This is a genomic window from Thioalkalivibrio sp. ALE25, assembly GCF_000377285.1.
In the GTDB taxonomy this organism is placed as follows: Bacteria; Pseudomonadota; Gammaproteobacteria; order Ectothiorhodospirales; family Ectothiorhodospiraceae; genus Thioalkalivibrio.
In genome coordinates, this window is the sequence record NZ_KB897925.1 from 107,580 (window position 1) to 133,409 (window position 25,830).

A 25,830-nucleotide genomic window follows, 5' to 3' on the forward strand; every position below is an offset into this window, starting at 1 on the left:
CGGCGCGCGGGCCGCCCCCGCCGCGGTATCCTTGCCACACACCCGATCGGGTCCTGAACCAAAATGCCCCTCGGGCACTCCGACAGGGAGTCCCCGTACCCCATGCCTGCAAGGAGCCCCATGAAGTACTTCGGAGAAGCGGATTATCGTCACGGCCAGGCGCGCGACGTCGGCGTATTGCTGACCAACCTCGGCACGCCGGACGAACCCACCGCGCCCGCTCTGCGCCGCTACCTGAAGGAGTTTCTCTGGGATCCGCGCGTGGTCGAGGTCCCGCGCCCGATCTGGTGGCTGATCCTCAACGGCGTCATCCTGAACATCCGTCCGAAGCGCTCGGCGGCCAAGTACGCCACCGTCTGGACGGACGAGGGCTCGCCGCTGCTGGCGATCTCGAAGCGCCAGGCCGAGGGCGTGCGCCGCCGCCTCGCCGAACAGACAGGGGAGGCGATCCCGGTTGCGCTGGGCATGCGCTATGGCAACCCGTCGATCGCCGCCGGGCTGGACGAGCTGCGCCGCCAGGGCGTGCGCCGCGTGGTCGTCCTGCCGCTGTACCCGCAGTACTCGGCCAGCACCAACGGCTCCACCTTCGACGCCGTGGCCGAGGTACTCAAGGGCTGGCGCTGGGTGCCGGACCTGCAGTTCATCGCCGCCTACGACGCCCAGCCCGGCTACATCGAGGCCCTGGCCAGCAGTGTGCGCGAGCACTGGCAGGAGCACGGCCAGGCCGACCGCCTGGTGATGTCCTTCCACGGCATCCCCAAGCGCTACCTGCTGCAGGGCGACCCCTACCACTGCCTGTGCCATGCCACCGGGCACAAGCTGGCGCAGGCGCTGGGGCTGAATGACGACCAGTGGCAGGTCACCTTCCAGTCGCGCTTCGGGCGCGAGGAGTGGCTGCAGCCCTACACCGACAAGACCATGGAGGCCCTGCCGGGGCAGGGCGTGCGCTCGGTGGACGTGATCTGCCCCGGCTTCTCCGCCGACTGCCTGGAGACGATCGAGGAGATCGGCGACGAGAATCGCGAGATCTTCCAGGAGGCCGGTGGCGAACGCTTCCACTACATCCCGGCCCTGAACGACCGCGCCGACCACCTCGACTTCCTGGCCGGGCTGCTGCATCAGCATCTGGCGCCGTGGCTCAACGATCCGGACAACGCCCCCGAGGCGCGTGCCGCGGCCCGCGAGCGCGCGCTCGCGCTGGGCGCCAAACAGTAGCGCGGCGATGGAACGACCCGCGATGGCTGAACGGGAGCCGGGCGAGATCGAGATCGGCGCCGTGATCATTGGCGACGAACTCCTCAGCGGCAAGCGCCGGGACCGGCACCAGGCGCACCTGACCGAGGCGCTCGCCGAGAAGGGCCTGGAGCTATCGTGGATTCGGATCGTGGGTGACAACGCTCGCCTGTTGGTGCAGACGTTCCGCGAAACCCTGGCAAGCGGAGCCGAGGTGTTCAGCTTCGGCGGTATCGGAGCGACCCCGGATGATCGCACCCGCGCCTGCCTGGCCGAGGCGCTGGGTCGCCCGCTCCAGCGCCATCCGGAATTTGTCGATCTGCTGGAACGCCGCTTCGGTGACGAGGCCTATCCGCATCGTATCCGCATGGCCGAATTGCCCGAAGGCGCCAGCCTGATCCCGAACCCGATCAACGGTGTGCCCGGGTTTCGCTGCGAACGGCATTATTGTGTACCCGGATTTCCTGCCATGGCCGAGCCCATGGCGCGCTGGGTGCTGGACCAACGCTTCCCCCAGCGCAACGCGGAAGCAGGTTCAGTGGAAGAGAGCCTGATCCTGCAAAACACCACCGAGAGCTCGCTGGTGCCGGTGCTTGAGGCAATAGAGGCCGCATTCCCGGACCTGCGTATTTCCTGCCTGCCGCGCATGGATCGCGACGCGCCGCGGGTCGAATTGGGCGTACGCGGTCCCCGCGCCCGCGTCACCGAAGCCCATGCACGGCTACGCCAGACTTTGATCGAAGCGGGCTTCTTGGCCCACTGAGTCCTGGAGAGGTGCGCGATTCAATTCGCGTTTCCCCGATGGTCGGCGGCCTGCCGATCCTTGCCGCACTTGTCATCATGCACCTCGTATTTTCGGATTTGAGCGCCCCGTCGTGGGGCGCGTTCGCCCTTACGTGATGCACGGGGTCCGTGTCGCCGCCTGGTTCCCTTTCCCTCTGAACCGATAAGCCCTCTTCGAAACAGCATCTTAACCCCCTTTCTCGATGCCCCCGGGGCATTGGCATGGATGCTGCAAACACTTCCAGGCGTAAGAACACGTCAGAACAAGTTGAGTCGTGGCGTTACCGATCAATCCATTGGGCAAGACCTGATGGCCTCGAGGGAAGGGGTTTCAAATGACGAACAAGACTGTGCCGGTAGCAGACGAGACGGTGGAGAGTTCTCCTTCCGCGCCCGACAACCCGACGTCGACGGCCCCGGCAGCAGATACCGCGCCTTCGTCACAGGAAGCGCCTCGATCGGGCGCGTCTTCGCCTGGTGGAGCGGGTGACGCTTCTATCGGGGAGCGCCTGAAGGCGTTGAGCGCTACCTGGTGGGCGCGCTACAGCGTCCGGGCGCTATCGGTGGTGGTGCTGATCGGCCTCTGGCATCTGGCCTCCGTCAATGACTTCCGACTGCTCCTCAACTTCGAGAATGTACCCCGGCCCGGCGTTGTGGGCGCGGTGCTGTTGGATCTGTTGTCGTCCGATACTTTCTATCGGCATATCGGTGCCAGCGTCGAGCGCGTCGCCATCGCCTTTGGGTTAGCCACCGTCTTGGGTGTCGCCCTTGGTGTATTCATGGGCCGCAATCGTTTTGTGGAGGATGTCTTCTCTCCCTACGTGGAGATCTTCCGGCCCATCCCGGCGGTGGCCTGGATCCCGCTGGCGATCCTGATGCTCCCTACAGAACAGAGCAGCATTATTTTCATTACCTTTCTCGGGGCCTTTTTCCCGATCGTGCTGAACACCATGCACGGGGTTGATCAGACACCCAAGGACCTCGTGCGGGCCGCCCGCGCTCTGGGCGCTTCCAGTACCTCGATTCTGATTCATGTCGTCCTGCCGGCGGCGCTGCCCAGCATCGTGGCGGGCATGGCCATTGGTATGGGCATCGCATGGTTCTCGCTGCTGGCAGGCGAGATCATCAGTGGCCAGTACGGGATCGGCTACTTCACCTGGAGTTCCTACTCATTGATTCAGTACCCGCAGATCATTGTCGGGATGGTAACGATCGGCCTCCTGGGGACCCTGTCCACGCTGTTGGTGCGCTATGGCGCCCGGCCGTTCCTGCGCTGGCAGCGTTAGGACCAGCCGCACCTCTTTCGGATCATGCTAAGCAACGGGATAGCACAATGAGAATTGGAAATTTCTGGGCCTTTGGCGAAGGGCCCTCACGCAAGAAACCCGCACCGGGTGGGGCGCTGGCGGGTCGTGCCGAGGCAGGCCGAGTGCAGATCTCCGATGTGTCCATCGAGTTCAACACCAATGGCCGCCGTAACCTGGCGGTGGATGGAGCGAATCTGGAGATTGAGCCGGGCGAATTCATCTGTCTGCTGGGGCCTTCGGGTTGCGGCAAGTCGACCTTGATGAATGCGGTGGCCGGCTTCGTCGCGCCCACGGCGGGGCGTGTCGAGGTGGATGGCAAGCACGTGCGCGGGCCGGGGCCGGAGCGCGGCATGGTCTTCCAGCAGCACTCGCTGTTCCCCTGGAAGAGCGTGCGCAAGAACGTCGCCTTTGGCCCCCGCATGGCCGGTCACTCGAGGACCGAGTCCGACAGTATCGCGCGCACCTTCCTCGGGATGGTGGGGCTTTCGGCTTACGGCAACCACTTTCCGGCGCAATTGTCCGGGGGGATGCAGCAGCGGGTCGGCATCGCGCGCGCCTTGGCCAATTACCCTGACGTATTGCTGATGGACGAGCCGTTTGGGGCGCTCGATGCCCAGACCCGCTCGATGATGCAGCAAAACCTGGTGGATCTGCGCCAGGAGTTCCACACCACCATCGTGTTCGTCACACATGACATCGAGGAGGCTGTGTTCCTGGCGGACCGGATCATCGTGATGAGCGCGAGTCCGGGCCGGTTGATCAAGGATATCCGCGTCGACATCCCGCACCCGCGCACCCACGAGGTAGTGACCGAGCCCCGATTCGTCGAGCTGAAGAAGCAGTGTCTGGACCTGATTCGGGCCGAGACGACTCGGGCATTCGAGCAGCAGGGGCGGTCGGTCTAGAGCCGAAGAGCTACTGGATCCTCTTACACCTCATAACTTGTTATGATAGGCTAGTACATATGATCGATACGCACCGCCAAGCAGGGCTTGCAAGCACGGGACTCCCGCGTCCCGTGAGCCGGTCTGGCGGATCCGGGTCGCTCTACGGCTGGGTCCGCGACAGTCTGCGTCGCGAGATTCTCCAGGGAGTGCGCGCGCCAAACGAACGACTGGCCACCGAGAAGGAGCTGATCGAGGCCTTTGGGGTCAGCCGGATCACCGTGCGCAGGGCGCTTCGCGAGTTGCGCGCAGAAGGTCTGGTGGTAACCGCGCAGGGGCGCGGAATATTTGTCGCCCGCCCGCGGGTGAGCCAGGAGCTGCGGCGCATGGAGGCCTTTGGCGAGACGGTGACCCGTCAGATCGGTGAGGCCGATGTGCGCCTGCTTTCCATGCAGGAAATGACGCCGCCATCGCGGGTGACGCGCGAACTGGGGCTAGCGCCCGAGGACTCGGTCACCCGCATTCGCCAGGTGCAGTGCTTGCGGTCGGAGCCGGTCATGGTCAGTGAGAGCTTTCTGCCGCTGGCCATTGGGCGGCGCATATTCAGCCGCGATCTCACGGTGGACACCTTGTCCGTACTCAAAAATCGCCTGGGCCTCAGGGTGCGGAGTGCCCGTATCGAAATCGAGGCCTGTCACCCGGAGCCGGGGGTACAGGAAGCACTGGCGCTTCCGGTGGAGGCCCCGGTCCTGAAACTCATCCGTGTCTTTCTCGACCGCAGCGGTCGTGCCTTTGACGTGGAGTGTCTGTCGTTCCGCGAAGACACCTTCAACTGCAAGTTCCGTACGGATCCCAATGAGGAGTACCTATGAAAGTCAGCGAAATCGAAACAGTCGAGATGGATGTCCTGGTGATCGGCGGCGGGACCGGCGGTCCTCTGGCGGCCGTCACCGTCAAGGAAGAGAACCCCGAGCTGGATGTCATGTTGCTGGAAAAGGCCAACGTGAAACGTTCCGGCGCGATTTCCATGGGGATGGACGGCCTGAACAACGCCATCATCCCGGGTCGGGCCACGCCCGAGCAGTATGTAAAGGAGATCACCACGGCGAATGATGGCATCGTCCATCAGAAGGCGGTCCTGGCCTATGCCGAGCGTTCCTACGACATGATCCAGAAGCTGGACTCCTGGGGTGTGCACTTTCAGAAGGACGAGACCGGCGATTACGACGTGAAGAAGGTCCATCACATGGGTAGCTACGTGCTGCCCATGCCCGAGGGGCACAACGTCAAGAAGATCCTGTACCGGCGCCTGCGCCGTAACCGGGTGAAGGTGGAAAACCGTTACCAGGCCACCCGCCTGCTGAAGGATCGCGACGGCAAGATCGCCGGCGCCTTTGCGGTGAACACCCGGACCTCCGAGCCCATGCTGATCCGTGCCAAGGCCGTAATCATGGCAACGGGTGCGGCCGGGCGTCTTGGCCTTCCCACCTCCGGCTATTTGTACGGCACCTACGAGAACCCGACCAATGCGGGCGAGGGGCACGCGATGGCCTATCACGCCGGCGCCGACCTGGCGAACCTGGAGTGTTACCAGATCAACCCGTTGCTGAAGGACTACAACGGTCCGGCCTGTGCGTACGTGACCGGCCCGTTGGGCGGCTACACCGCGAATGCCCAGGGCGAGCGTTTCATCGAATGCGACTACTGGTCGGGCCAGATGATGCTGGAGTTCTACCGCGAGCTGGAAGGGGGCAAGGGCCCGGTCTACCTGAAGGTGGATCACCTCGCCGAGGAGACCATCCAGGAGATCGAGACGGTCCTGCATACCAACGAACGCCCGTCGCGCGAACGCTTCCATGCCGGGCGTGGTACCAACTATCGCGAGCACATGCTGGAGATGCACATCTCCGAGGTCGGTTTCTGCAGCGGCCACTCGGCTTCCGGGGTGTGGATCAACGAACACGGCGAGACCACCGTGCCGGGCCTGTATGCGGCCGGAGACATGGGCTCGGTGCCGCATAGTTACATGCTCGGTGCATTCGTATACGGCCAGATCTGCGGCGAGAGCGCGACGCGTTACGTCAGTGACTGGACTGACGCACCACTGGACGAGTCGCTGATTGCCGCAGAACTCGAACGCGTGATGGCACCGCTGAATGCGGAGGACGGCATTCCGCCGGAGCAGATGGAATACAAGGTGCGCCGCCTGGTGAACGACTACCTGCAGCCGCCCAAAGTGACCAAGAAAATGGAGATCGGACTCAGCCGCATCCTGCAGGTGCGCGAGGACCTGGCCAGGCTCCACGCCCGGGATCCCCACGAACTGCTGCGGGCCCTCGAGGTGCATGCGATTGTCGACTGCGCCGAGATGGCGGCGCGCGCCTCCATGGCACGCAAGGAGTCCCGGTGGGGGTTGTACCACTACTCCATCGACCACCCCGAGCGCGACGACGAGAACTGGTTCTGTCACAGCCGCCTGTACAAGGGCGAGGACGGAACCATGTGCACCGGTACGCGCCCGGTGGACCCCTACATCATCCCGCTGGATGACGACGAGCTGTCGGCCTATCAGTCCATGCGGATCGAAAACACCGACGAAGTCGCCGCCGAATAAAGGGGAAGTGACATGCCTGTAGCGAACCACAAGACGACTGTCCCGGTGGTCGTCGATGAAGAAAAGTGCATCGCCGACAAGGGGTGCCGGGTCTGCATCGACGTCTGCCCGCTGGATGTCCTGCTGATCGACGAAGTCACGGGCAAGGCCCATATGCATTACGACGAATGCTGGTACTGCATGCCGTGCGAGAAGGACTGTCCGACCGACGCGGTCACCGTGAATATCCCGTACCTGCTGAGCTGAAGGTGAACCCGATGAGCCAATACAACGACCCCGAACTGCAGGACATTGCAGACAAGCTGGCCTCCAACGATGTGGAAATGCGCCGAGTGGGGGTGCTTGCCCTGGTGGACAGTGCCGAACCTGAAGCCGCTGATCTGCTGACAATGGCCCTGAAGGACCCCGACCCTTCGGTCCGCCGCGAGGCGGCCAAGGTGGTCGACGAGTTCGAATCCGCCGACATTGCGGATGCCTTGCTGGCAGCCCTCAGCGACAGCGACGAAGCGGTCCGCAATGCTGCAGCACACGCCCTGGCGGACCTGAAGGATACCGATGCGGCGCAGCCGTTACTCGGTGCGCTGAAAGGCAGCGACGATCCATTTGTCATCGTCGGGGTGCTGGGGGCCCTCAAGCCTATGCGGCTTGCCGAGAGCTGCGAACCGGCTCTGGCCTTGCTTCAGCATGCGGATGCCGCCGTGCGTCGTGAGGCGGTATCCGTCCTCGGATGGCTGCGTTCCCCGGCGAATCTTCCGGTCCTGATCGAGCGGGCGCGCGAAGACGCCGACCCGGACGTGCGGCGGGTGGCCGTGAGCGCCCTGTCGTACGGCGATCCGGACTCGATTGGCGATGCCCTGCTGGCCGGGTTGCAGGACGAGAATTGGCAGGTCCGAGCCGAAGCGGCCTCCATGATTGGCAAGCTGCGACTGCGGTTGGCCCTGCAGAGTCTGATCGAAGGCACGCGCGATTCCTTCTGGCAGGTACGTGAGAAGGCCGTTGAGGCCCTGGGCACTTTGGGTGACCCGAAGGCTGTGGAGGCAGTGGGCGTGTGCACCGACGACCCGGTGTCGAACCTGCGCAAGGCCGCGGTTGGCGCCCTGGGCGAGATTGGGGATGCCAAGGCGCAGGCGTACGTGGAAAGCGCGATGGACGACCCGGATCCCGATGTCCGCAAGACCGCCCTTTGGGCCCAGTCGAAGCTGCGCGTGGCGAGCTGATTCGCCGCGTGCTTCACCGAGAGCGACACGTCGCCATACGGAGGCAACCGTGACTTACGTAGTGAACGAGAACTGTATCCGGTGCAAGTACACCGATTGCGTCGAAGTGTGTCCGGCGGACTGCTTCCACGAGGGCCCCAACATGCTGGTGATTGACCCGGTGGAGTGCATCGACTGTGACCTGTGTGTGCCGGAATGTCCGCCCGAGGCGATCCAGCCGGAAGGTGAGTTGGCCGAGGATCAGAAACATCTCCTCGACTTGAATGCCGAGCTAGCGGCTATCTGGCCGCTAATAACGTCGGCAAAGGACCCGCTGCCCGACGCGGAAGAGTGGATCGAACGTTCGGGCAAGCTGGCCGAGCTGGAGCGCTGATTCGTTATGTCTCGCCTTGTCATTACAAGCTGGGTAACGCGTGGCGCCTTTCTCGGGGCTTGGCTGGCCGGCGTGGCCTCCATGCTGGGTGCGCGTCCGGTGGACGACCCGGATAACCCCCTGTTGTGGCCGCCGGTCACCACCCTGGTGATCGAGGAAACTGTGCTCGCCGAACTGGCTCGCACCTGTCCCGTGGAGGGCGGCCCGCTGGCCGCCGGAGGGCGCGCGTAATGAGCATGCAACCGCCGAAGGAGATCCGCCTGCAGGGGCAGGCCGGCGAGGTTCAGTTTTGCTGGCCGACCGGCGAGGTTACCTGCAAGCGTTTCGAGGCATTGCGGCTGGCGTGTCGCTGCGCCCATTGCACTCTGGCCCGGCGTCGGGACGAACCGGTGACAGACGCCACTCAAGTGGACGTGGTCGACATCGTTCCGTTCGGGGTCAGTGGGGTGCGCTTCGTGTTCTCCGATGGCCACGAACAGGGTATCTATCCGTGGCGTTATTTGTGGGAGATCAGCGCCCGGGCCCCGGCCCATTCAACCAATGATGGAAACACAACCCGACTCGAATCTGGGAGGTAGACCCCATGGCAGCCTGTGACCCACAAGAAGTGCTGAGCGTGCACCACTGGAATGAAACGTTGTTCAGCTTCAAGACCACGCGCGATCCGGGCCTGCGCTTCGAGAACGGTCATTTCGTAATGATCGGCCTCGAGGTGGAGGGCAAGCCCTTGCTGCGGGCCTACAGCATCGTGAGCCCGAATCACGAGGAGTACCTCGAGTTTCTGAGCATCAAGGTGCCGGATGGTCCATTGACCTCGCGCCTGCAGCACATCAACGAGGGTGATCAGCTCCTGGTAAGCCGCAAGGCGACTGGCACGCTGGTGATCCACGATCTGCTGCCGGGCAAGAACCTGTATCTGTTCGGCACGGGCACTGGCCTCGCACCCTACATGAGCATTATCCGCGACCCGGAAACCTACGAGCGATTCGAGAAGGTGATCCTGGTCCACGGCGTGCGCTACAAAAGCGAGCTGGCCTACCAGGAATACCTGACCGAGGAGCTCCCGAACCACGAATACCTCGGCGAGCTCGCGCAGGAGCAGTTGCTCTATTACCCGACGGTCACGCGCGAGGACTTCGTTCACCAGGGCCGCATCACGGACCTGATCGAGAACGGCAAGATGGCTGAAGACCTCGGTCTGCCGCAGCTCGACCCGGAACAGGACCGCGCCATGATCTGTGGCAGCCCGGCGATGCTCGAGGACCTGTCGAACCTGCTGGATCAGATGGGCTTCACCGCCTCGCCCAAGACGGGCGTGCCGGGTGAGTACGTGATCGAGCGGGCCTTTGTCGAGCAGTAGTCCGGCGGCGCCGACTGAGCGGGAGATCACCATGGAACGCGAGCAGATCGAGATGGATGTGGTCATCGTCGGTGCGGGGCCTGCGGGCCTCGCGGCCTCGATCCGGCTGCGCCAGTTGGCGCAGGACCAGGGCCGGGACGATCTCTCGGTCTGCGTACTGGAAAAGGGGCCCGAGGTCGGGGCGCATATCCTTTCCGGTGCGGTGATCGATCCGCGCTCGCTCGACGAATTGATCCCCGACTGGCGCGATCTCGGAGCGCCGTTGAAAACGTCCGCCGTGGATGATCACTTCCTGTTGCTGCGCGAGCATGGAAGCCTGCGGCTGCCCACTCCCGGCGCACTGCGTAACGAGGGAAATTATGTGGGCTCGCTGGGCAACCTGTGCCGCTGGCTGGGCGAGCAGGCGGAGGCACTGGGGGTGGATATCTACCCGGGCTTCGCGGCGGCCGAAGTGCTGTACGACGAACAGGGTTCCGTGCGCGGTGTGGCCACCGCGGACACCGGCTTGCAGCCGGACGGTACGCCCGGCCCGCAGCACGAGCCCGGTGTGGAGATCGTGGCCGGGCGAACCCTGCTGGCGGAGGGCTGCCGTGGATCGTTGAGCCAGCAGGTGATTGCCGCCTACGAACTGGATCGAGATGCCGATCCGCAGACCTACGGCATTGGCATCAAGGAGGTCTGGGAAGTAGATGAATCCGTCCACCGCCCGGGCACCGTGGTGCATACCGTCGGCTGGCCCGTGGACGCCCGAACCTACGGCGGCGGCTTCCTGTACCACTTCGACGAGCGCCGCGTGTCCGTGGGGTTCGTGGTCGGACTCGATTACGCCAACCCGAACCTCTCGCCTTACCAGGAGATGCAGCGGTTCAAGACCCACCCGGAGATTCGCCGCCATCTCGAGGGTGGGCGCCGCCTGTCCTATGGTGCGCGGGCCTTGGTCGAAGGAGGGGTGCAGTCCTGCCCCAAGCTGGAATTCCCTGGCGGGATGCTGGTGGGAGATGCCGCGGGCCTGCTGAACGTGGCGCGCATCAAGGGCACCCACACCGCCATGAAGTCCGGGATGCTGGCGGCGGAGGCGGTGTTCGAGCATTGGGCGAACGCCTCCGAGCCAGCGGCGGCTACTGGCGTGGACCGGGCGTTGGCGGATTCCTGGGTCTGGTCCGAGCTTAGGCGCGCGCGCAATATCCGCCCCGCCTTTGCCCGCTGGGGATTGTGGGGCGGGCTGGCGTATGCCGCCGCAGACACCTATTTGTTCGGTGGCCGTGCGCCATGGACGTTCTCCCAGCACGCGGATCACGAGCAGTTACAGCGCCAGTCGGAGGCCTCGCCCATCGAGTATCCGGCGCCGGACGGGGAGCTTACATTCCCGTTGTTGTCGTCGGTGCACCTTTCGAACACCAACCATGACGAGCATCAGCCCTGCCATCTTCGGTTGCGTGATCCCGACGTCCCGATCCAGGTGAACCTGGCCGAATTCGGGGCGCCGGAGACACGCTACTGCCCAGCCGGGGTGTACGAGATTGTCGATGGCGACCAGGGGCCGCGCCTGCAGATCAACGCAGCCAACTGCGTGCACTGCAAGACCTGTGACATCAAGGACCCTACCCAGAATATCCAGTGGCAGGTACCGCAAGGCGGCGAGGGCCCGATCTATTCGGGCATGTAGGCCGCATCGAGGCCGATTGCCGGGCCGCAAAGTCAACGGGAGTGAATGCGATGAAAGTACTGGTCGGCGTAAAACGCGTGATCGATTACAACGTGAACATCCGCGTAAAGTCGGATGGTAGCGGTGTCGAGACTGAAAATGTCCGGATGTCCGCCAATCCCTTCGACGAGATTGCGCTGGAGGAGGCCGTACGCCTGAAAGAGGCTGGCATCTGCAGCGAATTGCTGGCGGTGACGGTGGGTGACGAGGCCAGTCAGGAGGTTCTGCGCAGCGCCCTGGCAATGGGCGCGGACCGCGCGATCCGGATCGATGTGCCGGAATCGCCGCAGCCCCTGAACGTGGCCGCGTTACTGGCCGCGGTCGCGCGCGAGGAAGCCGTCGACCTGGTGCTTCTTGGCAAGCAGGCGATCGACGATGACGCCAACCAGACCGGGCAGATGACCGCTGCATTGCTCGGCTGGCCCCAGGGTACCTTCGCGTCCGAGTTGACCATCGAAGAGGGCCGGGCGCGGGTAGCACGCGAGATCGATGGCGGGCAGCAGACCGTTGAACTGGACCTGCCCGCCGTGGTGACAGCGGACCTGCGACTCAACGAGCCCCGGTTCGTGAAGCTGCCCGCGATGATGAAGGCGAAGAAACGCCCCATCGAGGAGCGCACGCCCGAGGCCCTGGGCGTGGATATGCGTCCGCGGGTGGAGCGGGTCAAGGTTTCCGAGCCCGTTCCCCGCGAGGCGGGTGTGAAGGTCGCGGACGTGGACGAACTGCTGGACAAGCTGCGCAACGAAGCGGGGGTGATCTGAGATGGCGAACACGATACTGGTTGTAGCGGAGACGGCAGGGGAGACACTGGCCGCCAGCACCTTGTCCACCCTGACGGCCGCCCGCGAACTGGACGGTCCCATCGACGTCCTGGTAGCGGGTGCACGCCCCGCGGCGGCGGCCGAAAGCCTCGCCTCGATGGCCGGGGTCCGCCGTGTGCTGGTTGCCGAGGCGCCTCATCTGGCAGGCGGCCTTGCTGAGGATCTTTCCGGGTTGGTGGCTGGACATGTCGAGCACTACAGTCATGTGCTGGCGCCCGCCACCACGTTCGGGAAAAACCTGCTCCCCCGGGTGGCGGCGCTGGTCGACATCCAGATGGTCTCGGATGTCACCGTGATCGAGGACGCGGAGACGTTCGTGCACCCGATCTACGCGGGCAATGCCAACGAAACCTTGCGAGTGCTGGAGCCGCACAAGTTGCTGACCATACGCCCGACTGCGTTCGCCAAAGAGGTAGTGGGCGGCGGTGAGGCCCAGCTTGAACGCATTGACGTCGGTGAGACCCTGGCCCAGTCCCGCGAGGTCGAACTCCAACTCGACGAGTCGGACCGGCCGCAACTGGAATCCTCCGGGATCGTCGTTTCCGGGGGGCGAGCCTTCGGCAGCCTGGAGAAATTCCGTCTGCTGGAGGAACTGGCAGCGGATCTGAACGCCGCCGTGGGCGCCTCGCGGGCAGCCGTGGATGCCGGTTATGCCCCCAACGACTGCCAGGTGGGACAGACCGGCAAGGTGGTCGCACCGGAGCTGTACATTGCGGTGGGCATCTCCGGCGCCATTCAGCACCTCGCCGGCATGACCGGATCCAAGGTCATCGTCGCCATCAACAAGGACCCGGATGCCCCGATCTTCGGCGTGGCCGACTACGGCCTGGTCGGCGACCTGTTCGATATCCTGCCGGAGCTCCACGAGAAGATCCGGCAGCTGCGAAGCGAGCCGGCACCCGGTCTGGCAGAAGCTTGAGTCGTGTCCTGGCGGGGTAACCGGCGCGTACAGTGGCGGTTACCCCACGGGATCGGTTACGAACGATCGATCTCGAATCGATACTTGAACGAGTCGCCACTGAAAAACAGAAACTCGTAGTCGATGGGCCGTCCGGAGCGATCGTGGGTTAGACGTTCCACCTGCAGAACCGGGTCGGCTGCCGACAGGCCCAGCTCCTTCTGTACTTCGTTGTTCGCGAGCCCGGCATCGATGCTGATGTTGGCTGCACCCAGCGGGATGCCCGAGAGGTTCTCCAGGATCGGGAAGATGTCGCCCGAAAGATCCTGATTGAACAAGGGGCGCCCCACATCCAATGGGAAATAACTGACTTCCAGTGACACTGGGACCCGGTTCAGGTAGCGCACCCGCTTCACTTCGACCACCGAGCCGCTTGTTGCACCCCCAAGGTCGAGTGCGTCGCGCACATTCTTGGGCGGGACCATTTCTTCGATTGAAACCACCCGCGCCGTTGCTTCGTAGCCCTGGGCCGCCATGGCCTCGCCAAAGCCTTCCAGGCGCCGCACGTTCTGCACCGCCTTCGGCTTGCTGACAAAACTGCCCTTGCCCTGTGAGCTGAAGATCAGGCCTTCGTTGTGCAGGTCACGCAGTGCCTGACGAATGGTAATGCGGCTGACGCCGAACCGTCGGGTGAGTTCGCTCTCGGATGGGAGCTTCTGGTGCGGCTGGTAGGTGCCGTCGAGGATCCTTTGGCGCAATGTTTCCTTGATCTGGACATACAGGGGCTGCGGGGATTCCTGAAGCGTTTGGCGGTCCGGGGTGCTGGATTCCATGGGCGCGTCTCGTTCCTCGATTCAACTCATCATATCGTGTCATAGAAGGAGTGAGATGGGTAGGGGAACGGACGGTTTGGCTGAGCGAAGTCGGCCGCGGGGTGCCGAATACGGCAGGTGTATTGCTTGTCATGATTGCTGGCGTTCACAGCCGTTATCCGGCACTCCAATAGCGCAGGGATTCCCCAGGTTGGGGCGGTGACGGGCATGGCGGCGGAAGCCGAGGTATTCCTTATTGAAGAATAAAACTCAAGGAAAACAGAAAGGTGCGGATTGTTTTCCCTCGATTGCGGAGTGCGGCACGGAATCTGCTGCGTATCCGGTAGATCAGTCATGGCCTGTTAGTACAGGCAAGTCCCCGAGCCGGGTCTAGTCGGCTGATCAAACGTTGGATGCGCCATTTTGGCGGACACTTAATTTTGGGAGAAGAACCATGCGTTGGAAGCCAATCGTTGCCGGTGTAGCAATCGCGGCCTTTTCCGGGGCCGCGGTGGCCGAGACGATCCAGATCCGGGTCGGGCACCAGAGTCAGGTCACCAATACGGTATCGGGCGGGGTCGTCATCGAACGCCTGCGTCTATTCGAGGAACACTTGCCAACCGATGGCAGATACGAAGATGTCGATTTCGTCGTCCAGTACGCCGACTTCGACTCCGGTCCGCCGATTACCAACCGAATGATCGCCGGGCAGCTCGAGTTCGGGGTCATGGGCGACTACCCGCTAATCGTGAACGGCGCGACCTTCCAGAATACTGGTCGTGCCGAGTCCTTGTTCGTTGCCATGACTGGGTACAACGCCCGCGGTACGGGTAATGGCATTGTGGTTCCAGTCGATTCCCCTGCGCAGAGTCTGTCGGATCTCGCCGGCCAGCAGCTTTCGACGCCGTTCGGCAGTGCCGCCTGGGGTATGACCCTGGATGCGCTGAGCCAGGCCGGTATCCTGGATGACATCCAGCTTCGCGACCAGGGGCCACCGGTCGGGGTAGCGAATATCCGTACGGGTAACATCGATGCTCATTCGAACTTCACCCCGTGGTCCGAGGTGATGGAGTATCGCGGGTTTGGCCGTAAGGTCTTCGACGGTAGCGAAGTCGGCCAGCCGACGTTCCATGGGACCGTGGTCCGTGACGACTTCGCGGAAGAGCATCCGCGTGTGGTTGAGGCGTACATTGCAGCCACGATGGAGGCGCAGGACTGGATCATGGAAGACCCCATGCGGGCGGCGACCAAGCTGGAAGAGTGGACCACGATCGAGAAAGAGGTCCTGTACCTGTACTTCAGCGAGGGCGGCATTACGTCGGTCGATCCGACCCTGAAACCCGAGTGGGTGGACGCGCTGAAGTATCACCATGCGACGCTGCAGCGGGAGCGTTCGGTCCCCGAACTGGACTTTGACCGCTGGGTGGACGACAGCTTCGTGCGAGCCGTCTACGAGGCTCAAGGCAAGGACTACGAGGAGCAGCTGGGCAAGATCACCCGATCCGAACCGGGCGCGCCCGGACTTCCGCCGGCCGAGGTCTGGTTCGCCGAAGAAGGCATTATCAAGTACGACTCCATTGGCGAGATGCTGGCCGCGGTCGAAGAGGTCGAGGAGTCAGGTTCCGACGAGGTTCGTGCGACGTATGTCTACGACCACGGCACGGGCCTCAAGCTGTTCGGCCACGTGGCGTCGTTCGTGGAAACCGAGGACGACTACGTCGCGTTCATGCGGGCCGGTGACGCCGAGGAATATGCCAGCGAGAACGGTGGCACCACTGTCGAACTGGCCGCCCTTCGTTACTAGGGTTCTATCCATGTAGCGGGTTATCCGACTCGCTTGTCTGAGGAAGCCATGGCCGCTCCGATCGGCCATGGCTTTTTTCCTGACACAGGGCCGGCTGTCGCATTCGCAACGATGAAGCCGAGGGAGCAATCCAGCCTCTGTGCCCCACTGAACTCGCGGTGCGATTTTCGGCACCATGCCCTGCTCGTCACGCAACCGCTCGGGTTGCTCGGCCACCGCCGCCTCCCTCGGGGTATGGATGCATCGCATCCTCCTGTCAGATAGAAGGAATCCGACGCCGATGCCGGTGCGCTTAGCAACGCTGATGTCAGTGGCGCTCATAGCGTTCGCCGCCAATTCCATCCTGACGCGTGCCGCGTTCACCTCAACGTCCATTGATCCGGTCAGCTTTACCGCGATCCGGCTTGTCTCCGGAGCGATCATGCTGTGGCTGATCGTTCGGGCCCAGCCGACCCTTCCAGAAGGACGGGGCAGTTGGGGGTCAGCGCTCGCACTCTTCGTGTACGCCATCGGGTTTTCGTTCGCCTACATTTCCCTGACCGCGGCGACCGGAGCGCTGCTGCTGTTCGGCGCGGTCCAGGTGACCATGGTCAGTTGGTATCTGGCGGCCGGCGCACGATTGACGTCTCGCCAATGGATAGGCTTCGCCCTGGCTTTAGCAGGACTCATCTGGTTGCTGTCGCCCGGGCTCTCGGCACCGCCCCCGATTCCTGCTGCATTAATGATCGTGGCCGGCTTCGCTTGGGGTGTCTACACGCTGCGGGCGAGTGGCAGTGGCGATCCGACCCGGGTCACGGCATCCAACTTCCTCCTGGCGAGCTTGCCTGCGCTGGTCCTGGCGGTGGCTTTCAGTCCAGGCGCCGTCGTGGACATTCCGGGTGCACTACTGGCCGCGGCGTCGGGCGCCCTGGCCTCCGGTCTGGGATATGCGGTCTGGTACGCCGCGCTCAAGCTCATTCGGACCTCCACCGCTGCGGTTGCCCAGCTGAGCGTGCCGGTGATCACCGCCATTGCAGGGATCGGCCTCCTCGCGGAGCCGTTGACCCTGCGTCTGGTGTTCGCCGGCATTGTCGTGTTGGGTGGTATTGCGCTGGTGGTCGTAAAGCCGAAGAGCTGAAGACCGATGTTCGGCAACGTCGGAGAACGCGACGTCAGGCGGCATTGGATCTGCCGATGACGTCCTGGCTCAGGAAAATCGGAATGACCTCGTCGGCGGTTGTCATTATTTCGCCCCGTTCTGGTGTATAAGCAAGTCTTTTATTGGATAGCGCGTTGGCAGGGGGCCTCGGCGCTTTCGACCCGCCGTTCCGGCGGCTGCCGCATACCAAACACGGTAGGCGGCAGAAATTACTGATCGCGCATCCCCGTGCGATGTTGGATGAGGCTACAAGGGCTTGAAAACTGAACTGGTGATCCCCGCTCCCGACACAACCACTCCGCCAAGCGCGGTGTCCGGGGCTGTAGTTCCTGCGGCAATGCTCGGGGAGGGAGCATTCGGAGATACTTCCGTTCCCGACTGGCTGTATGGGCTCGCCGCCGGCGAGCCCGTGGTCTGGCCCGATTTCCTGCCAGCGGACACGGTCGATGCGCTGCATGACGAGGTCTATGCCCTGCGTGATGCCGCGCAGCTGGCGCAGGCGCGGATCGGTCGGGGTGGCGAGCGCCATCGCGACCGGGCCACCCGCGGTGACTGGATCCACTGGCTGGATGGTGCCAGCCCGGCCCAGCAGGCATTTATGGAGCGCCTGGATGCGTTACGGCTGGAGGTGGGCCGGTCGCTGATCCCGGGCCTGTTCGAGACGGAATCGCACTTTGCCCTGTACCCGCCCGGCACCCATTACGTCCGGCATGTGGATGCCTTCCAGGCCGGCAACTGCCGCCGGCTGTCGCTGGTGTTCTATCTGAACCGCGACTGGCACGAGCAGGACGGCGGCCAGCTCGCGATCTATGACGATGCCGGCCGCGAATGCCAGCGCATCCAGCCGACGGCTGGCACGCTGGTGATGTTCCTGAGCCAGACCGTGCCGCACGCGGTCCTGCCCACCCACCGCTGGCGCGCCAGCATCGCCTCCTGGATGCGCGTACGCGAGCTTGCCAACCCGCTCGCCGGGCTCGACCGCTTCTGACGCTTCTGAAACCGGTCGCGGCGCGTTCTTGCAGCCTGCGGCGCCGGCGCCCATGATCGGAGAAGGGCCTCAGCGCCCTTCGATCGAGCGCAACGCGGCGGGCCAATATGGGCAAGAGCCGGCAAAGGCAGGGCAACAATCGCCTCCCCCGAGACACGTCGTCCGACGTGCCCCTGCAGCCCTCTTCGGCTTCGATCTGGGCCGAGCGCTATCAGCTGCGTGACGCCCAGGGCGAGCCGGTGGATGCCTCGATGGAGGCGATGTTCGACCGTGTCGCCCGGGCCCTCGCCGCGGTCGAGGCGCCGGACAAACGCGCGTCGATCGAGCGCGAGTTCCGCTGGGCGCTGGACAACGGCGCCATCCCGGCCGGGCGCATCCTGGCCAATGCCGGGGCCGAGGCGTACACGCCGCAGACGACCCTGATCAACTGCACCGTCTCGCGCACGATCCGCGACTCGCTGCAGGCCATCCTCGAGGCCAATACCGCCGCCGGCCTGACACTCAAGGCCGGGGCCGGCATCGGCTACGACTTCAGCACCCTGCGCCCGAAGGGTGCGCTGGTCGCGGGTGCGGGCGCGCCGACCAACGGTCCGGTCGCCTTCATGCAGATCTTCGACCAGACCTGCCGCACCATCGGCGCGGCCGGTGGCCGCCGCGGGGCGCAGATGGCGACGCTGGATATCGGCCACCCGGACATCGAGCGCTTCATCCTCGCCAAGCGCCGCAAGGGGCGGCTGACCCAGTTCAATCTGTCCGTGCTGGTGCGCGACGCCTTCCTGGAGGCCGTGGAGCGCGACGATGAATGGGCGCTCGCCTTCCCGCTGTTGCCCGTCGAGCAGGACCGGGTGGCGACATCCGAGCTTGTCTATCGCGACTGGCCGGTGGTCGAGGACGGCTACCGCGTCGACGACCAGGGCCGGGTCGCCTGCCGTATCTACCGCCGCGTGCGCGCCCGCGAGCTGTGGGACACCCTGATGCGCAGCACCTACGACGTCGGCGAACCCGGCGTCATCCTGATCGATCAGGTCAACCGCGAGAACAACGCCTGGTTCGACGAGGTGATCCGGGCGACCAACCCCTGCGGCGAGGAGCCGTTGCCGCCGGACGGGGCCTGCCTGCTGGGGTCGGTGAACCTGACCCGGTTCGTCTCCGCGTCGTTCACCGCAGACGCCGCCTTCGACTGGGCGCGCTTCGAGCGGGTGGTGCGCGTGTTCACGCGCATGCTGGACAACGTCGCGGATATCTCCGGGCTGCCGCTGCCGGAGCAGCGCGCCGAGATGCTGCGCAAGCGCCGCCACGGCATGGGCATCCTCGGGCTCGGGTCGGCCCTGGCGATGCTGGGGGAGACCTACGGCTCGGAGTCGGCCGCCGACTTCACCGCAGAGGTCTGTCGTCGCCTGGCGCTGGAGAGCTGGCGCGCCGGGCTGGAGCTCGCGCGCGAGAAGGGCCCGGCGCCGATCATGGACGAGGACTTCACGCTGACCGCGGACATGCTCCGGCGTCAGCCGGCGCTGGCCGAGGCCGGCTATCAGGCGGGCGACGTGCTGAAGGGTCGGGAGCTGCATGCTCGCTTCAGCCCCTACATGCAGCGCATCGCCGAGGAGGATCCGGCGCTGGTCGCGGCGCTGGCCGAGGAGGGCGCGCGCTTTACCCACGCCACCTCCATCGCGCCCACCGGGACCATCAGCTTCTCGGTCGCCAACAACGCGAGCAACGGCATCGAGCCGACCTTTCTCCACCACACCACACGCAACATCCGCCGCCCCGGTCGACGTACCCGCGAGGCCGTGGACTGCTACTCATTTGAGCTGCTGGCCTACCGCGCCCGGGTCGATGCCGAGGCGGGGCCGGGGGATCTTCCCGCCAACGCGATCACCGCGGATCGGGTCAGTGTGGATGCCCACATCCGCATGCAGGCCGCCGCGCAGCCGTGGGTGGACTCGGCTATCTCCAAGACACTCAACGTCCCGAGCGATATCCCGTTCGAGGACTTCCAGCAGGTCTACCTGCAGGCCTGGCGGGCGGGGCTCAAGGGCTGCACCACCTACCGGCCCAACCCGCAGGCCCGGATGGGCGTGCTGGTGGACCCCGAGCGCCTGCGCAGTACCTGGTACACCTTCACCCTGGCGGACGGCCGGGAGCTGACCCTGCGCGGCGACGAAGAGGTCGAATACGAAGGCCAGGTCCACACCGCCGCGAATCTCTTTGCCGCGCTGGACGAGGGCTACTACGACGACGTCTGACGCCGTCGGGGAGGACACGATGCACCGGATCGACCAGCCCATCATCGCCTTTCGCCGCTCGGACACCCCGCAGGGCGAGGTCGCATCCGGCGGCGATGACCACCCGCTGGGCAAGCGCATCCCGTCGCGCCCAGAGGGCGAACTCGAGTCGGTCACCGAGAAGGTGCGCTACTGGACCCAGGACGGGCCGCAGACGGTCTATCTGGTGGTCAGCTTCGTGGCAGTCTCCGGCACGGTCAGCGGCGAGCGCGTGACCATCGAACGCCCGATCGAATTCTTCCTGCCCACCGGACAGCACTCCGAGTCCTACCAGTGGATCTCCGCCACCATGCGCAGCCTCTCGCTGGCGGCCCGTGGCGGCTACGCCGCACGCGCTCTGCGCGACCTGCGCAAGGTCACCTGGGACCGCGGCCCGGTCCGCTGCGGCGAAAACGAGTACGGCAAGCCGCTGTACCACCCCTCCGAGGTCGCCGCGATCGCCCACGCCCTGCAGCGCATCCTCCAGCGCCGCGGCTTCCTCGACCCGGAGGGCCACCCCCGCCCGCTACGCGAACTGGTCGCCAACTACCGCGACCGGGACCGGACCCCGGAAGTCTCCGCCAACCTGGAAGCCCCGCATCGGGTGGCCACCCCCGCCGCCTCCTGCCCGCAGTGCGATGGCCACCTCGAAATCATCGACGGCTGCCCGACCTGCCGTGACTGCGGCTATTCGAAGTGCTAGTGCCTTCGGGCGAAGGCGGGCGGGACCCGAACGGCTGGCGACTCTGAAACGAAGAAAACGAACCGGGTACCAGGCGCCGACACGCGATCGACCAAAGGCTCGCCCGGCCCTGAAGCCGCATGGATAACCCCTTGGCTTGCGGGGCCGCCGTAGAAATCTCGAAGGGGGTCTCGTAGTCTCCTCGGCCAGTCCATTCCGCTTTGGAGACATCGTGGCCCACATCCTGAACCCGTACGCTGACGATCAGCCCGAGCCTAAGCATATCGTGCTGCGCGCCCGCAGTGGCCAGGCGGTCTCCGCTGATTTCACCCTGCAGGATCGGCGGGGGCGCCAGAGCGCGGCGGAATATCTGTTTCATCTCTATTCCACCATCAAGCAGAAGCTGGACGAGCCGGTCCTGGATACCGCTGCGCCCTCGCCGGACGACCAGACCGCCATGCAGCGACTGATCCTCTACTCGGCGGGTGCCCATGACACCATGTTCGGCACTTTCAATGGTTCCAATACCTCCTCGGAGATGCCGGAGGAGGAGCGCAACGAGTTCGTCGAGATCTTCCTGCTGGCCTGCGCCACGGTCATCGAAGGCCAGCGAATCACCGTCGACCTCCAGCGCGGTCTCATCACCACCGAGACTGCCTGATCGTGAGTCGGGACAGGCCTTGCCTTTCGACCCGCCTTCACCAGAGAGGCAAAAAGCAAGGTCTGACCCTCCGGGCTGCGAACAAGAGCAACGCACCATCACCAACAATCGAGATTTGGAGCCCGCGATTCGCAATCTGACGAATGCTCTCCGTAAGCATCTTCAGGCTGAGTCGCAGTAGCAGCGGGGCGCGGGCGGGAGAGCGGCTTGTCCGCCCCGCCCGCCCGCGCTGCCGTATCCATCACGCATACACCTAGCGGCTAGATGTAGTACGTCTGGCGGCCATTGGGGATTCCGGTGGCTGTATCCCGGCGTTTGAATGATCGCGTCAATCCACGACGGAGCGCGATCATGCCCGACCAACTTCTGAACACCACGCAAGCCGCCCACTTCTTGGGCGTAAGCAAAGCCTTCCTCGAACGTGACCGCTGGGCGGGTGCTCGTATCCCGTTTATTCGTGTCGGTAGCCGTGCAGTCCGCTATCGCTTGAACGACCTGAACGACTATCTCGATCGTCAGGTTCGCCACTCCACGGCCGAAGGGTAAGTCCTGTGGCTGGACGCATGAGTACGACAGGCCAGGAGAGGCGGGGTCACACCCTCTTGGAGACTGGTTTTCATATCGACGGTTTCCAGAATGACTGGCGTTTTGAGGTTCGCCCCCGGCGTTGGCCGGATGGCAAGACGACTTTCCACCGTTGCCCGATCTGGGCGCCGAAGGGGTGGGACTACCCTCGGGACCACCTGGCGCATATCGAGCTTTGCCTACGGGTGTTGCCCATTCGGTGGCGTGCGATCTGTGAGAACCGATATCGCGAACGGTTGGAAAGAGACGGTCGAAGAGCCGCCAATCTGTGGCTGCTCGGACTCCGCCAACGAGCGAAGCGGGCGCCGGTCGCTCTGACCGCCAGTGATGAAGCCCTACGGCATAAAGCGGGCGAGCTGGCCAGGAAATGCGAGAAGCTCACGCTCGACGGTGCGCGTGCGATCGCTGAACACGCCGGGGCGCCTCGTGCCAGTGCGAAGACAGACGACGGAGAACTTCGACGCTACCGGTGCGGACGGTGGTGGCGCCGTCAGGTTCGCCAGCTTCAACTTGTCGCCGTGGAGGCTGTCGGTCGCGAACTCGCTTTGGTCTCCCTTCGAAAGCAGCTCTATCTGACCGACGTAGGGCATGCACTCGTGCGCCAGCGGAACCTGCGTAATCAGGCCACCCTTTCCACGATGGAAGCCGTCAACGAATTGGGCGATTCCTTTCGCCTGGACGAACTGGCAGAGCGATCGGTCTCGAACCCCCGCCTCAGGCGCAACGAACTCATGGCGAGAATCGCCGGTACGGAGATCGACGCGCGTGCCCAAGGCTATCGAGCCTTGTTCGTCACCATGACGTGCCCATCTCGCTTTCATGCGACGTCGGCCAAAACGGGGGAGGCGAATCCTCGGTTCGACGGTTCCACCCCAAAGGACGGGGCCGATTATCTGAACAAGGTATGGGCGAACGTCCGCCGCTGGTTCAAGGACGCCAGCGTGCCTTTCTACGGCATCCGGGTTCGTGAACCTCAGCACGACGGCACTCCACACGATCACTACCTGTTGTTCACGCCTCCCGATCAAGAGGCTCGCGTAGTGGAGATCATGCAGAGTTGGGCACTGAAGGACTCACCCAACGAACCCGGGGCCAGCCGCCATCGTTCTACCGTCGAATACATCGACTACAGCCGGGGCACTGCCACCGGCTACGTCGCCAAATACGTCAGCAAGAACATCGACGGCTATGGCCTGGAGGACCCATCTGTCGGACAAGTGTCAGAAACCCCGGCACAACGGGTCCAGGCATGGGCCTCGGCTTGGCGTATTCGCCAGTTCGCGTTCTACGGAACCCCGGCGGTAGGCATCTGGCGAGAGTTACGCCGCCTTCGAGGGGGTGCAGAAGATCCCATCCGATCCGCCGCGCTCGCAGCAGACGCAGGCCAATGGGACCGCTTCGTAGAAGAACTGCGCCGTTGCCCACTGGCCTTAATGAAGGCCTGGAGTGACGAGCTCGGCGCGTATGGAGAAGAGAAGGGTAATCAGGTGCTGGGCGTTGAGGCGCCGGGTTCGGACGTTTTCGTCGAAACGCGAACCCACACCTGGGAGCTTCGGAGTGCAGCGGGGCGCCCGTAGGGTGTCCCGCCTTGGAGTCCTGTCAATAACTGTACGCGCGGGGCACGATTGCAGGCATAGGGGCTATAGATCACTTCGGTCAACGCGTTCGTGAAGCCTCGTGAAGTGGATTGACAGCTTCAAAAGAAAAATATAGAAGCCTGCATTGCTGAGACGGAACAGTCGTGCGCCTACGGCGTTTTGGAACTCCTCCAGAGGAACGTTGTATACGTTGTCCAGTATCACGATCCGATCCGCGTCGTTTATATTTGACTCCGCAGGGAAGTGCGCAATGCTTGAAACACGATTGCTTCGAACGCTCTGGATGAACCCTGAGATCCTTGGCGCATCAAAACGCTCATGAGTTAGGAGGGTCTCGTAGTCCGAAAGTTTTATGGCTGGAGCGACGAGTACGCGCCGTCTTGGGCGACCTTGATTGTTCGGATCGATGTCGCAGCTGTTCGACAAAATCACGCCTGTAATGTGTTTTTGTTCGCCCGTTGAAGGGTCTCTTATCGGGATGTGAGTCCAAGCGTCGCCTTGAAGTACCTCGCCCACTTCTCGGTCGGTCGGGCTCCAGAAGAAGGCATCGATATCCGGGGTGTTCCCAAGCTGTCGTATTAATTCATCGTAGGATGAACCGCTGAGGTAATCCGGTAGATGAAGTTCAATCGCTTTAGCAAAGTCCTCGCGGTTCATCAGCTTGTTTCATAGAGGTCCCAAGCGTTATCAAAAAGGATCCCTAAAGCTTCTGTGTCAACCTCGTTTTGACGAGGGGAGAGTGCTTCGACGGCATGAGCTACGGCCGCGGCAAATTCTTCATGTTGGTTGAAGCGGAATGAGCTTGGTGTCCACGTCATCATAGAGGAGGGGTCAAGGCCTTCAGCATGGATACCCATGTTTTGCTCTTCGCCAAAATAAAATGAGGCCGGATGGGTGTCGGGGACGGTTGACGTCAACGCAATGGCCAAAGTTGAGGTCGCGCCTAAGATCATCCCGCCTGCGAATCGTGCGGTGCTGCCTGGCGGAGGAAGGGATTCATTACCTTGTTCGACGATAGGGTCCATTCTGTCATACCTCATTCAGGGCCTAGTTCTTGAAGCGTATCGCTAGTCAAAAGACTAAAGAAAATCTCTTTTTCAGTCGAATGAAGTTCTTCAATTATGTTGTCTGCGCGTTCCCAAAAATCACCCATATTGTTTTTCTGGATGCTGTCGACATCGATAAGTACACCCCGTAGGTCTTCCTTTGTCTTGCTTGACTGGACGCGGGTCTTTGTGAATATGCTAATGAAGTTCGTTATGCCATTAACATGATGTTCGCAATGGATCCGTTGTGTGCTGGGTGATGTGTTTAGGTTAGCAACTTTCAAATCGACATTGAGTTTAGAAAGGTCGTCAGGTGCTTCTTGTGACTCAATTATATTTCGATATTTAAGGGAGCAACGTTCTGCTGATTGAAGCTGATCTGTTTTCTTTAAAGAATTTAGCGTGTCGACGATTGCGCGCTTAAACGCATCCCAGCCTGGGTAGGGTCTTTGGACCGTGATGGCGAGAAGCTTTGGCCCAATCGCAATCTGGTACGTATCACCGACCAAGCGTTTTAGGGGCTGGTATTGAAGGCTTGGGTCGCTCGATACCAGGTGTTTGGGCAAGTCGGAGGCTGGCAGCGATTCAAGCTTCGTCACGTAGTTCTTCAAGTCGGGCAGCATCATCCCTGGGAGCAAGTCGGCCGAGCTGTCGCTATCCGGCACGAAGCGGATCTCGAAGGTTGCTTCGAAGATGGGTATGTGCTTCAGGCGAACGGGAAGATTCACAGTGGCCGGAACCTTGAATGTCGTGGGCGGATGTTCGCTCGGCGTTGGAGCGTCATCCGGCTAGGTTGTGACTCTACAGTATTAAAATTTGCTGGGAAGGGAAAGACGGAAGTGCCTACATTTCGCATACATGGGTAATTGTCGGCGATCGCCATTGGGCATAAGCCATTGAAAAATTGGTGGGCCCGGCTGGACTCGAACCAGCGACCAAGGGATTATGAGTCCCCTGCTCTAACCAACTGAGCTACAGGCCCGTATTCGGGGAGGGTACAAACGCCTGCGGCGCCATTCTACCCGGAAAGGGAGAGATGGCGCCGCAGCGGCAGGGCAGG

27 protein-coding genes and 1 tRNA gene are annotated in these 25,830 nt (G+C 63.2%); 23 read left to right on the forward strand and 5 right to left on the reverse strand.

Translation table 11 applies throughout. The annotated features are described in order from the left end of the window. The first annotated feature begins 120 nt into the window (after positions 1–120). From hemH to C996_RS0100650, 15 genes are all read left to right on the forward strand, one after another. A complete protein-coding gene (hemH, locus tag C996_RS0100575; RefSeq protein WP_018865549.1) occupies positions 121–1,215 on the forward strand; it encodes a ferrochelatase in 1,095 nt (364 codons plus the stop codon). A 22-nt stretch (positions 1,216–1,237) separates the two neighbouring features. Next, positions 1,238–1,996, forward strand: a complete 759-nt coding sequence (locus C996_RS0100580; RefSeq protein WP_018865550.1) for a molybdopterin-binding protein — start codon at positions 1,238–1,240, stop codon at positions 1,994–1,996. A 538-nt stretch (positions 1,997–2,534) separates the two neighbouring features. Next, entirely contained in the window at positions 2,535–3,302 is a 768-nt protein-coding gene (locus C996_RS0100590) for an ABC transporter permease (RefSeq protein ID WP_026279138.1), read from the forward strand. Between the two features lie 143 nt (positions 3,303–3,445). Further along, complete coding sequence (locus tag C996_RS0100595; protein ID WP_018865553.1) at positions 3,446–4,228, forward strand: ATP-binding cassette domain-containing protein; 783 nt, start codon at positions 3,446–3,448, stop codon at positions 4,226–4,228. A 59-nt stretch (positions 4,229–4,287) separates the two neighbouring features. Further along, a complete protein-coding gene (locus C996_RS0100600) occupies positions 4,288–5,079 on the forward strand; it encodes a GntR family transcriptional regulator (protein ID WP_081618736.1) in 792 nt (263 codons plus the stop codon). Beyond that, positions 5,076–6,821, forward strand: a complete 1,746-nt coding sequence (locus tag C996_RS0100605; protein ID WP_018865555.1) for a fumarate reductase/succinate dehydrogenase flavoprotein subunit — start codon at positions 5,076–5,078, stop codon at positions 6,819–6,821. The genes C996_RS0100600 and C996_RS0100605 overlap by 4 nt, the downstream gene beginning before the upstream one ends. Positions 6,822–6,833: 12 nt before the next feature. Next, a complete protein-coding gene (locus C996_RS0100610) occupies positions 6,834–7,067 on the forward strand; it encodes a ferredoxin family protein (RefSeq protein ID WP_017942684.1) in 234 nt (77 codons plus the stop codon). Positions 7,068–7,078: 11 nt separating this feature from the next. Next, positions 7,079–8,038 carry a HEAT repeat domain-containing protein gene (locus tag C996_RS0100615; protein ID WP_018865556.1) on the forward strand — a complete coding sequence of 320 codons (960 nt, stop codon included), beginning with the start codon at positions 7,079–7,081 and terminating at the stop codon, positions 8,036–8,038. Positions 8,039–8,087: 49 nt separating this feature from the next. After that, positions 8,088–8,411, forward strand: a complete 324-nt coding sequence (gene fdxA / locus C996_RS0100620; protein ID WP_018865557.1) for a ferredoxin FdxA — start codon at positions 8,088–8,090, stop codon at positions 8,409–8,411. 6 nt (positions 8,412–8,417) lie between these two features. Continuing rightward, positions 8,418–8,642 carry a hypothetical protein gene (locus C996_RS0100625; protein ID WP_026279139.1) on the forward strand — a complete coding sequence of 75 codons (225 nt, stop codon included), beginning with the start codon at positions 8,418–8,420 and terminating at the stop codon, positions 8,640–8,642. Continuing rightward, positions 8,642–8,989 carry a gamma-butyrobetaine hydroxylase-like domain-containing protein gene (locus C996_RS0100630; protein ID WP_018865559.1) on the forward strand — a complete coding sequence of 116 codons (348 nt, stop codon included), beginning with the start codon at positions 8,642–8,644 and terminating at the stop codon, positions 8,987–8,989. Before C996_RS0100625 ends, C996_RS0100630 begins: the two co-directional genes overlap by 1 nt. A gap of 5 nt (positions 8,990–8,994) precedes the next feature. Next, complete coding sequence (locus C996_RS0100635) at positions 8,995–9,771, forward strand: ferredoxin--NADP reductase (RefSeq protein WP_026279140.1); 777 nt, start codon at positions 8,995–8,997, stop codon at positions 9,769–9,771. Positions 9,772–9,802: 31 nt separating this feature from the next. Continuing rightward, complete coding sequence (locus tag C996_RS0100640) at positions 9,803–11,437, forward strand: electron transfer flavoprotein-ubiquinone oxidoreductase (protein WP_018865561.1); 1,635 nt, start codon at positions 9,803–9,805, stop codon at positions 11,435–11,437. 50 nt (positions 11,438–11,487) lie between these two features. After that, on the forward strand, positions 11,488–12,237 hold the full coding sequence (locus tag C996_RS0100645) for an electron transfer flavoprotein subunit beta/FixA family protein (protein WP_018865562.1): 750 nt from the start codon (positions 11,488–11,490) through the stop codon (positions 12,235–12,237). A gap of 1 nt (position 12,238) precedes the next feature. Continuing rightward, positions 12,239–13,216, forward strand: coding sequence for an electron transfer flavoprotein subunit alpha/FixB family protein (locus C996_RS0100650; RefSeq protein WP_018865563.1), 978 nt, complete (start codon positions 12,239–12,241; stop codon positions 13,214–13,216). A gap of 56 nt (positions 13,217–13,272) precedes the next feature. Here C996_RS0100650 and C996_RS0100655 read toward each other — a convergent pair whose 3' ends face one another. Beyond that, complete coding sequence (locus C996_RS0100655) at positions 13,273–14,028, reverse strand: GntR family transcriptional regulator (protein WP_018865564.1); 756 nt, start codon at positions 14,026–14,028, stop codon at positions 13,273–13,275. Between the two features lie 433 nt (positions 14,029–14,461). On the opposite strand from C996_RS0100655, the gene C996_RS0100660 reads away from it, so the two are divergent. From C996_RS0100660 to C996_RS0100700, 8 genes are all read left to right on the forward strand, one after another. Beyond that, positions 14,462–15,811 carry an ABC transporter substrate-binding protein gene (locus C996_RS0100660; RefSeq protein ID WP_018879627.1) on the forward strand — a complete coding sequence of 450 codons (1,350 nt, stop codon included), beginning with the start codon at positions 14,462–14,464 and terminating at the stop codon, positions 15,809–15,811. A 280-nt stretch (positions 15,812–16,091) separates the two neighbouring features. Beyond that, the gene (locus C996_RS0100665) at positions 16,092–16,928 is read left to right on the forward strand and encodes a DMT family transporter (RefSeq protein WP_018865566.1); all 837 of its coding nucleotides are present in this window, start codon (positions 16,092–16,094) and stop codon (positions 16,926–16,928) included. A gap of 430 nt (positions 16,929–17,358) precedes the next feature. Further along, positions 17,359–17,937, forward strand: coding sequence for a 2OG-Fe(II) oxygenase (locus C996_RS0100670; RefSeq protein ID WP_018865567.1), 579 nt, complete (start codon positions 17,359–17,361; stop codon positions 17,935–17,937). A gap of 107 nt (positions 17,938–18,044) precedes the next feature. After that, positions 18,045–20,180 carry an adenosylcobalamin-dependent ribonucleoside-diphosphate reductase gene (locus tag C996_RS0100675; protein WP_038035511.1) on the forward strand — a complete coding sequence of 712 codons (2,136 nt, stop codon included), beginning with the start codon at positions 18,045–18,047 and terminating at the stop codon, positions 20,178–20,180. Positions 20,181–20,199: 19 nt separating this feature from the next. Then, complete coding sequence (locus C996_RS0100680) at positions 20,200–20,901, forward strand: hypothetical protein (RefSeq protein WP_018865569.1); 702 nt, start codon at positions 20,200–20,202, stop codon at positions 20,899–20,901. 211 nt (positions 20,902–21,112) lie between these two features. After that, complete coding sequence (locus C996_RS0100685) at positions 21,113–21,541, forward strand: hypothetical protein (RefSeq protein ID WP_018865570.1); 429 nt, start codon at positions 21,113–21,115, stop codon at positions 21,539–21,541. A 351-nt stretch (positions 21,542–21,892) separates the two neighbouring features. Further along, on the forward strand, positions 21,893–22,087 hold the full coding sequence (locus tag C996_RS0100690) for an AlpA family transcriptional regulator (protein ID WP_018865571.1): 195 nt from the start codon (positions 21,893–21,895) through the stop codon (positions 22,085–22,087). Between the two features lie 56 nt (positions 22,088–22,143). Then, positions 22,144–23,703, forward strand: coding sequence for a replication endonuclease (locus tag C996_RS0100700; protein WP_231367121.1), 1,560 nt, complete (start codon positions 22,144–22,146; stop codon positions 23,701–23,703). Between the two features lie 63 nt (positions 23,704–23,766). Here the strand turns inward: C996_RS0100700 and C996_RS14465 are convergent, their stop codons facing one another. The 4 genes from C996_RS14465 to C996_RS0100705 form a co-directional block, all read right to left on the reverse strand. Beyond that, positions 23,767–24,381: a hypothetical protein gene (locus tag C996_RS14465; protein ID WP_155985223.1), complete on the reverse strand. Its 615-nt coding sequence runs from the start codon at positions 24,379–24,381 to the stop codon at positions 23,767–23,769. Next, entirely contained in the window at positions 24,381–24,749 is a 369-nt protein-coding gene (locus C996_RS14470) for a hypothetical protein (RefSeq protein WP_155985224.1), read from the reverse strand. The genes C996_RS14465 and C996_RS14470 overlap by 1 nt, the downstream gene beginning before the upstream one ends. Positions 24,750–24,760: 11 nt before the next feature. After that, positions 24,761–25,498: a TIGR04255 family protein gene (locus C996_RS13885; protein WP_081623656.1), complete on the reverse strand. Its 738-nt coding sequence runs from the start codon at positions 25,496–25,498 to the stop codon at positions 24,761–24,763. A 177-nt stretch (positions 25,499–25,675) separates the two neighbouring features. Next, positions 25,676–25,752 (reverse strand) — tRNA-Ile (locus C996_RS0100705). Positions 25,753–25,830 lie beyond the last annotated feature (78 nt).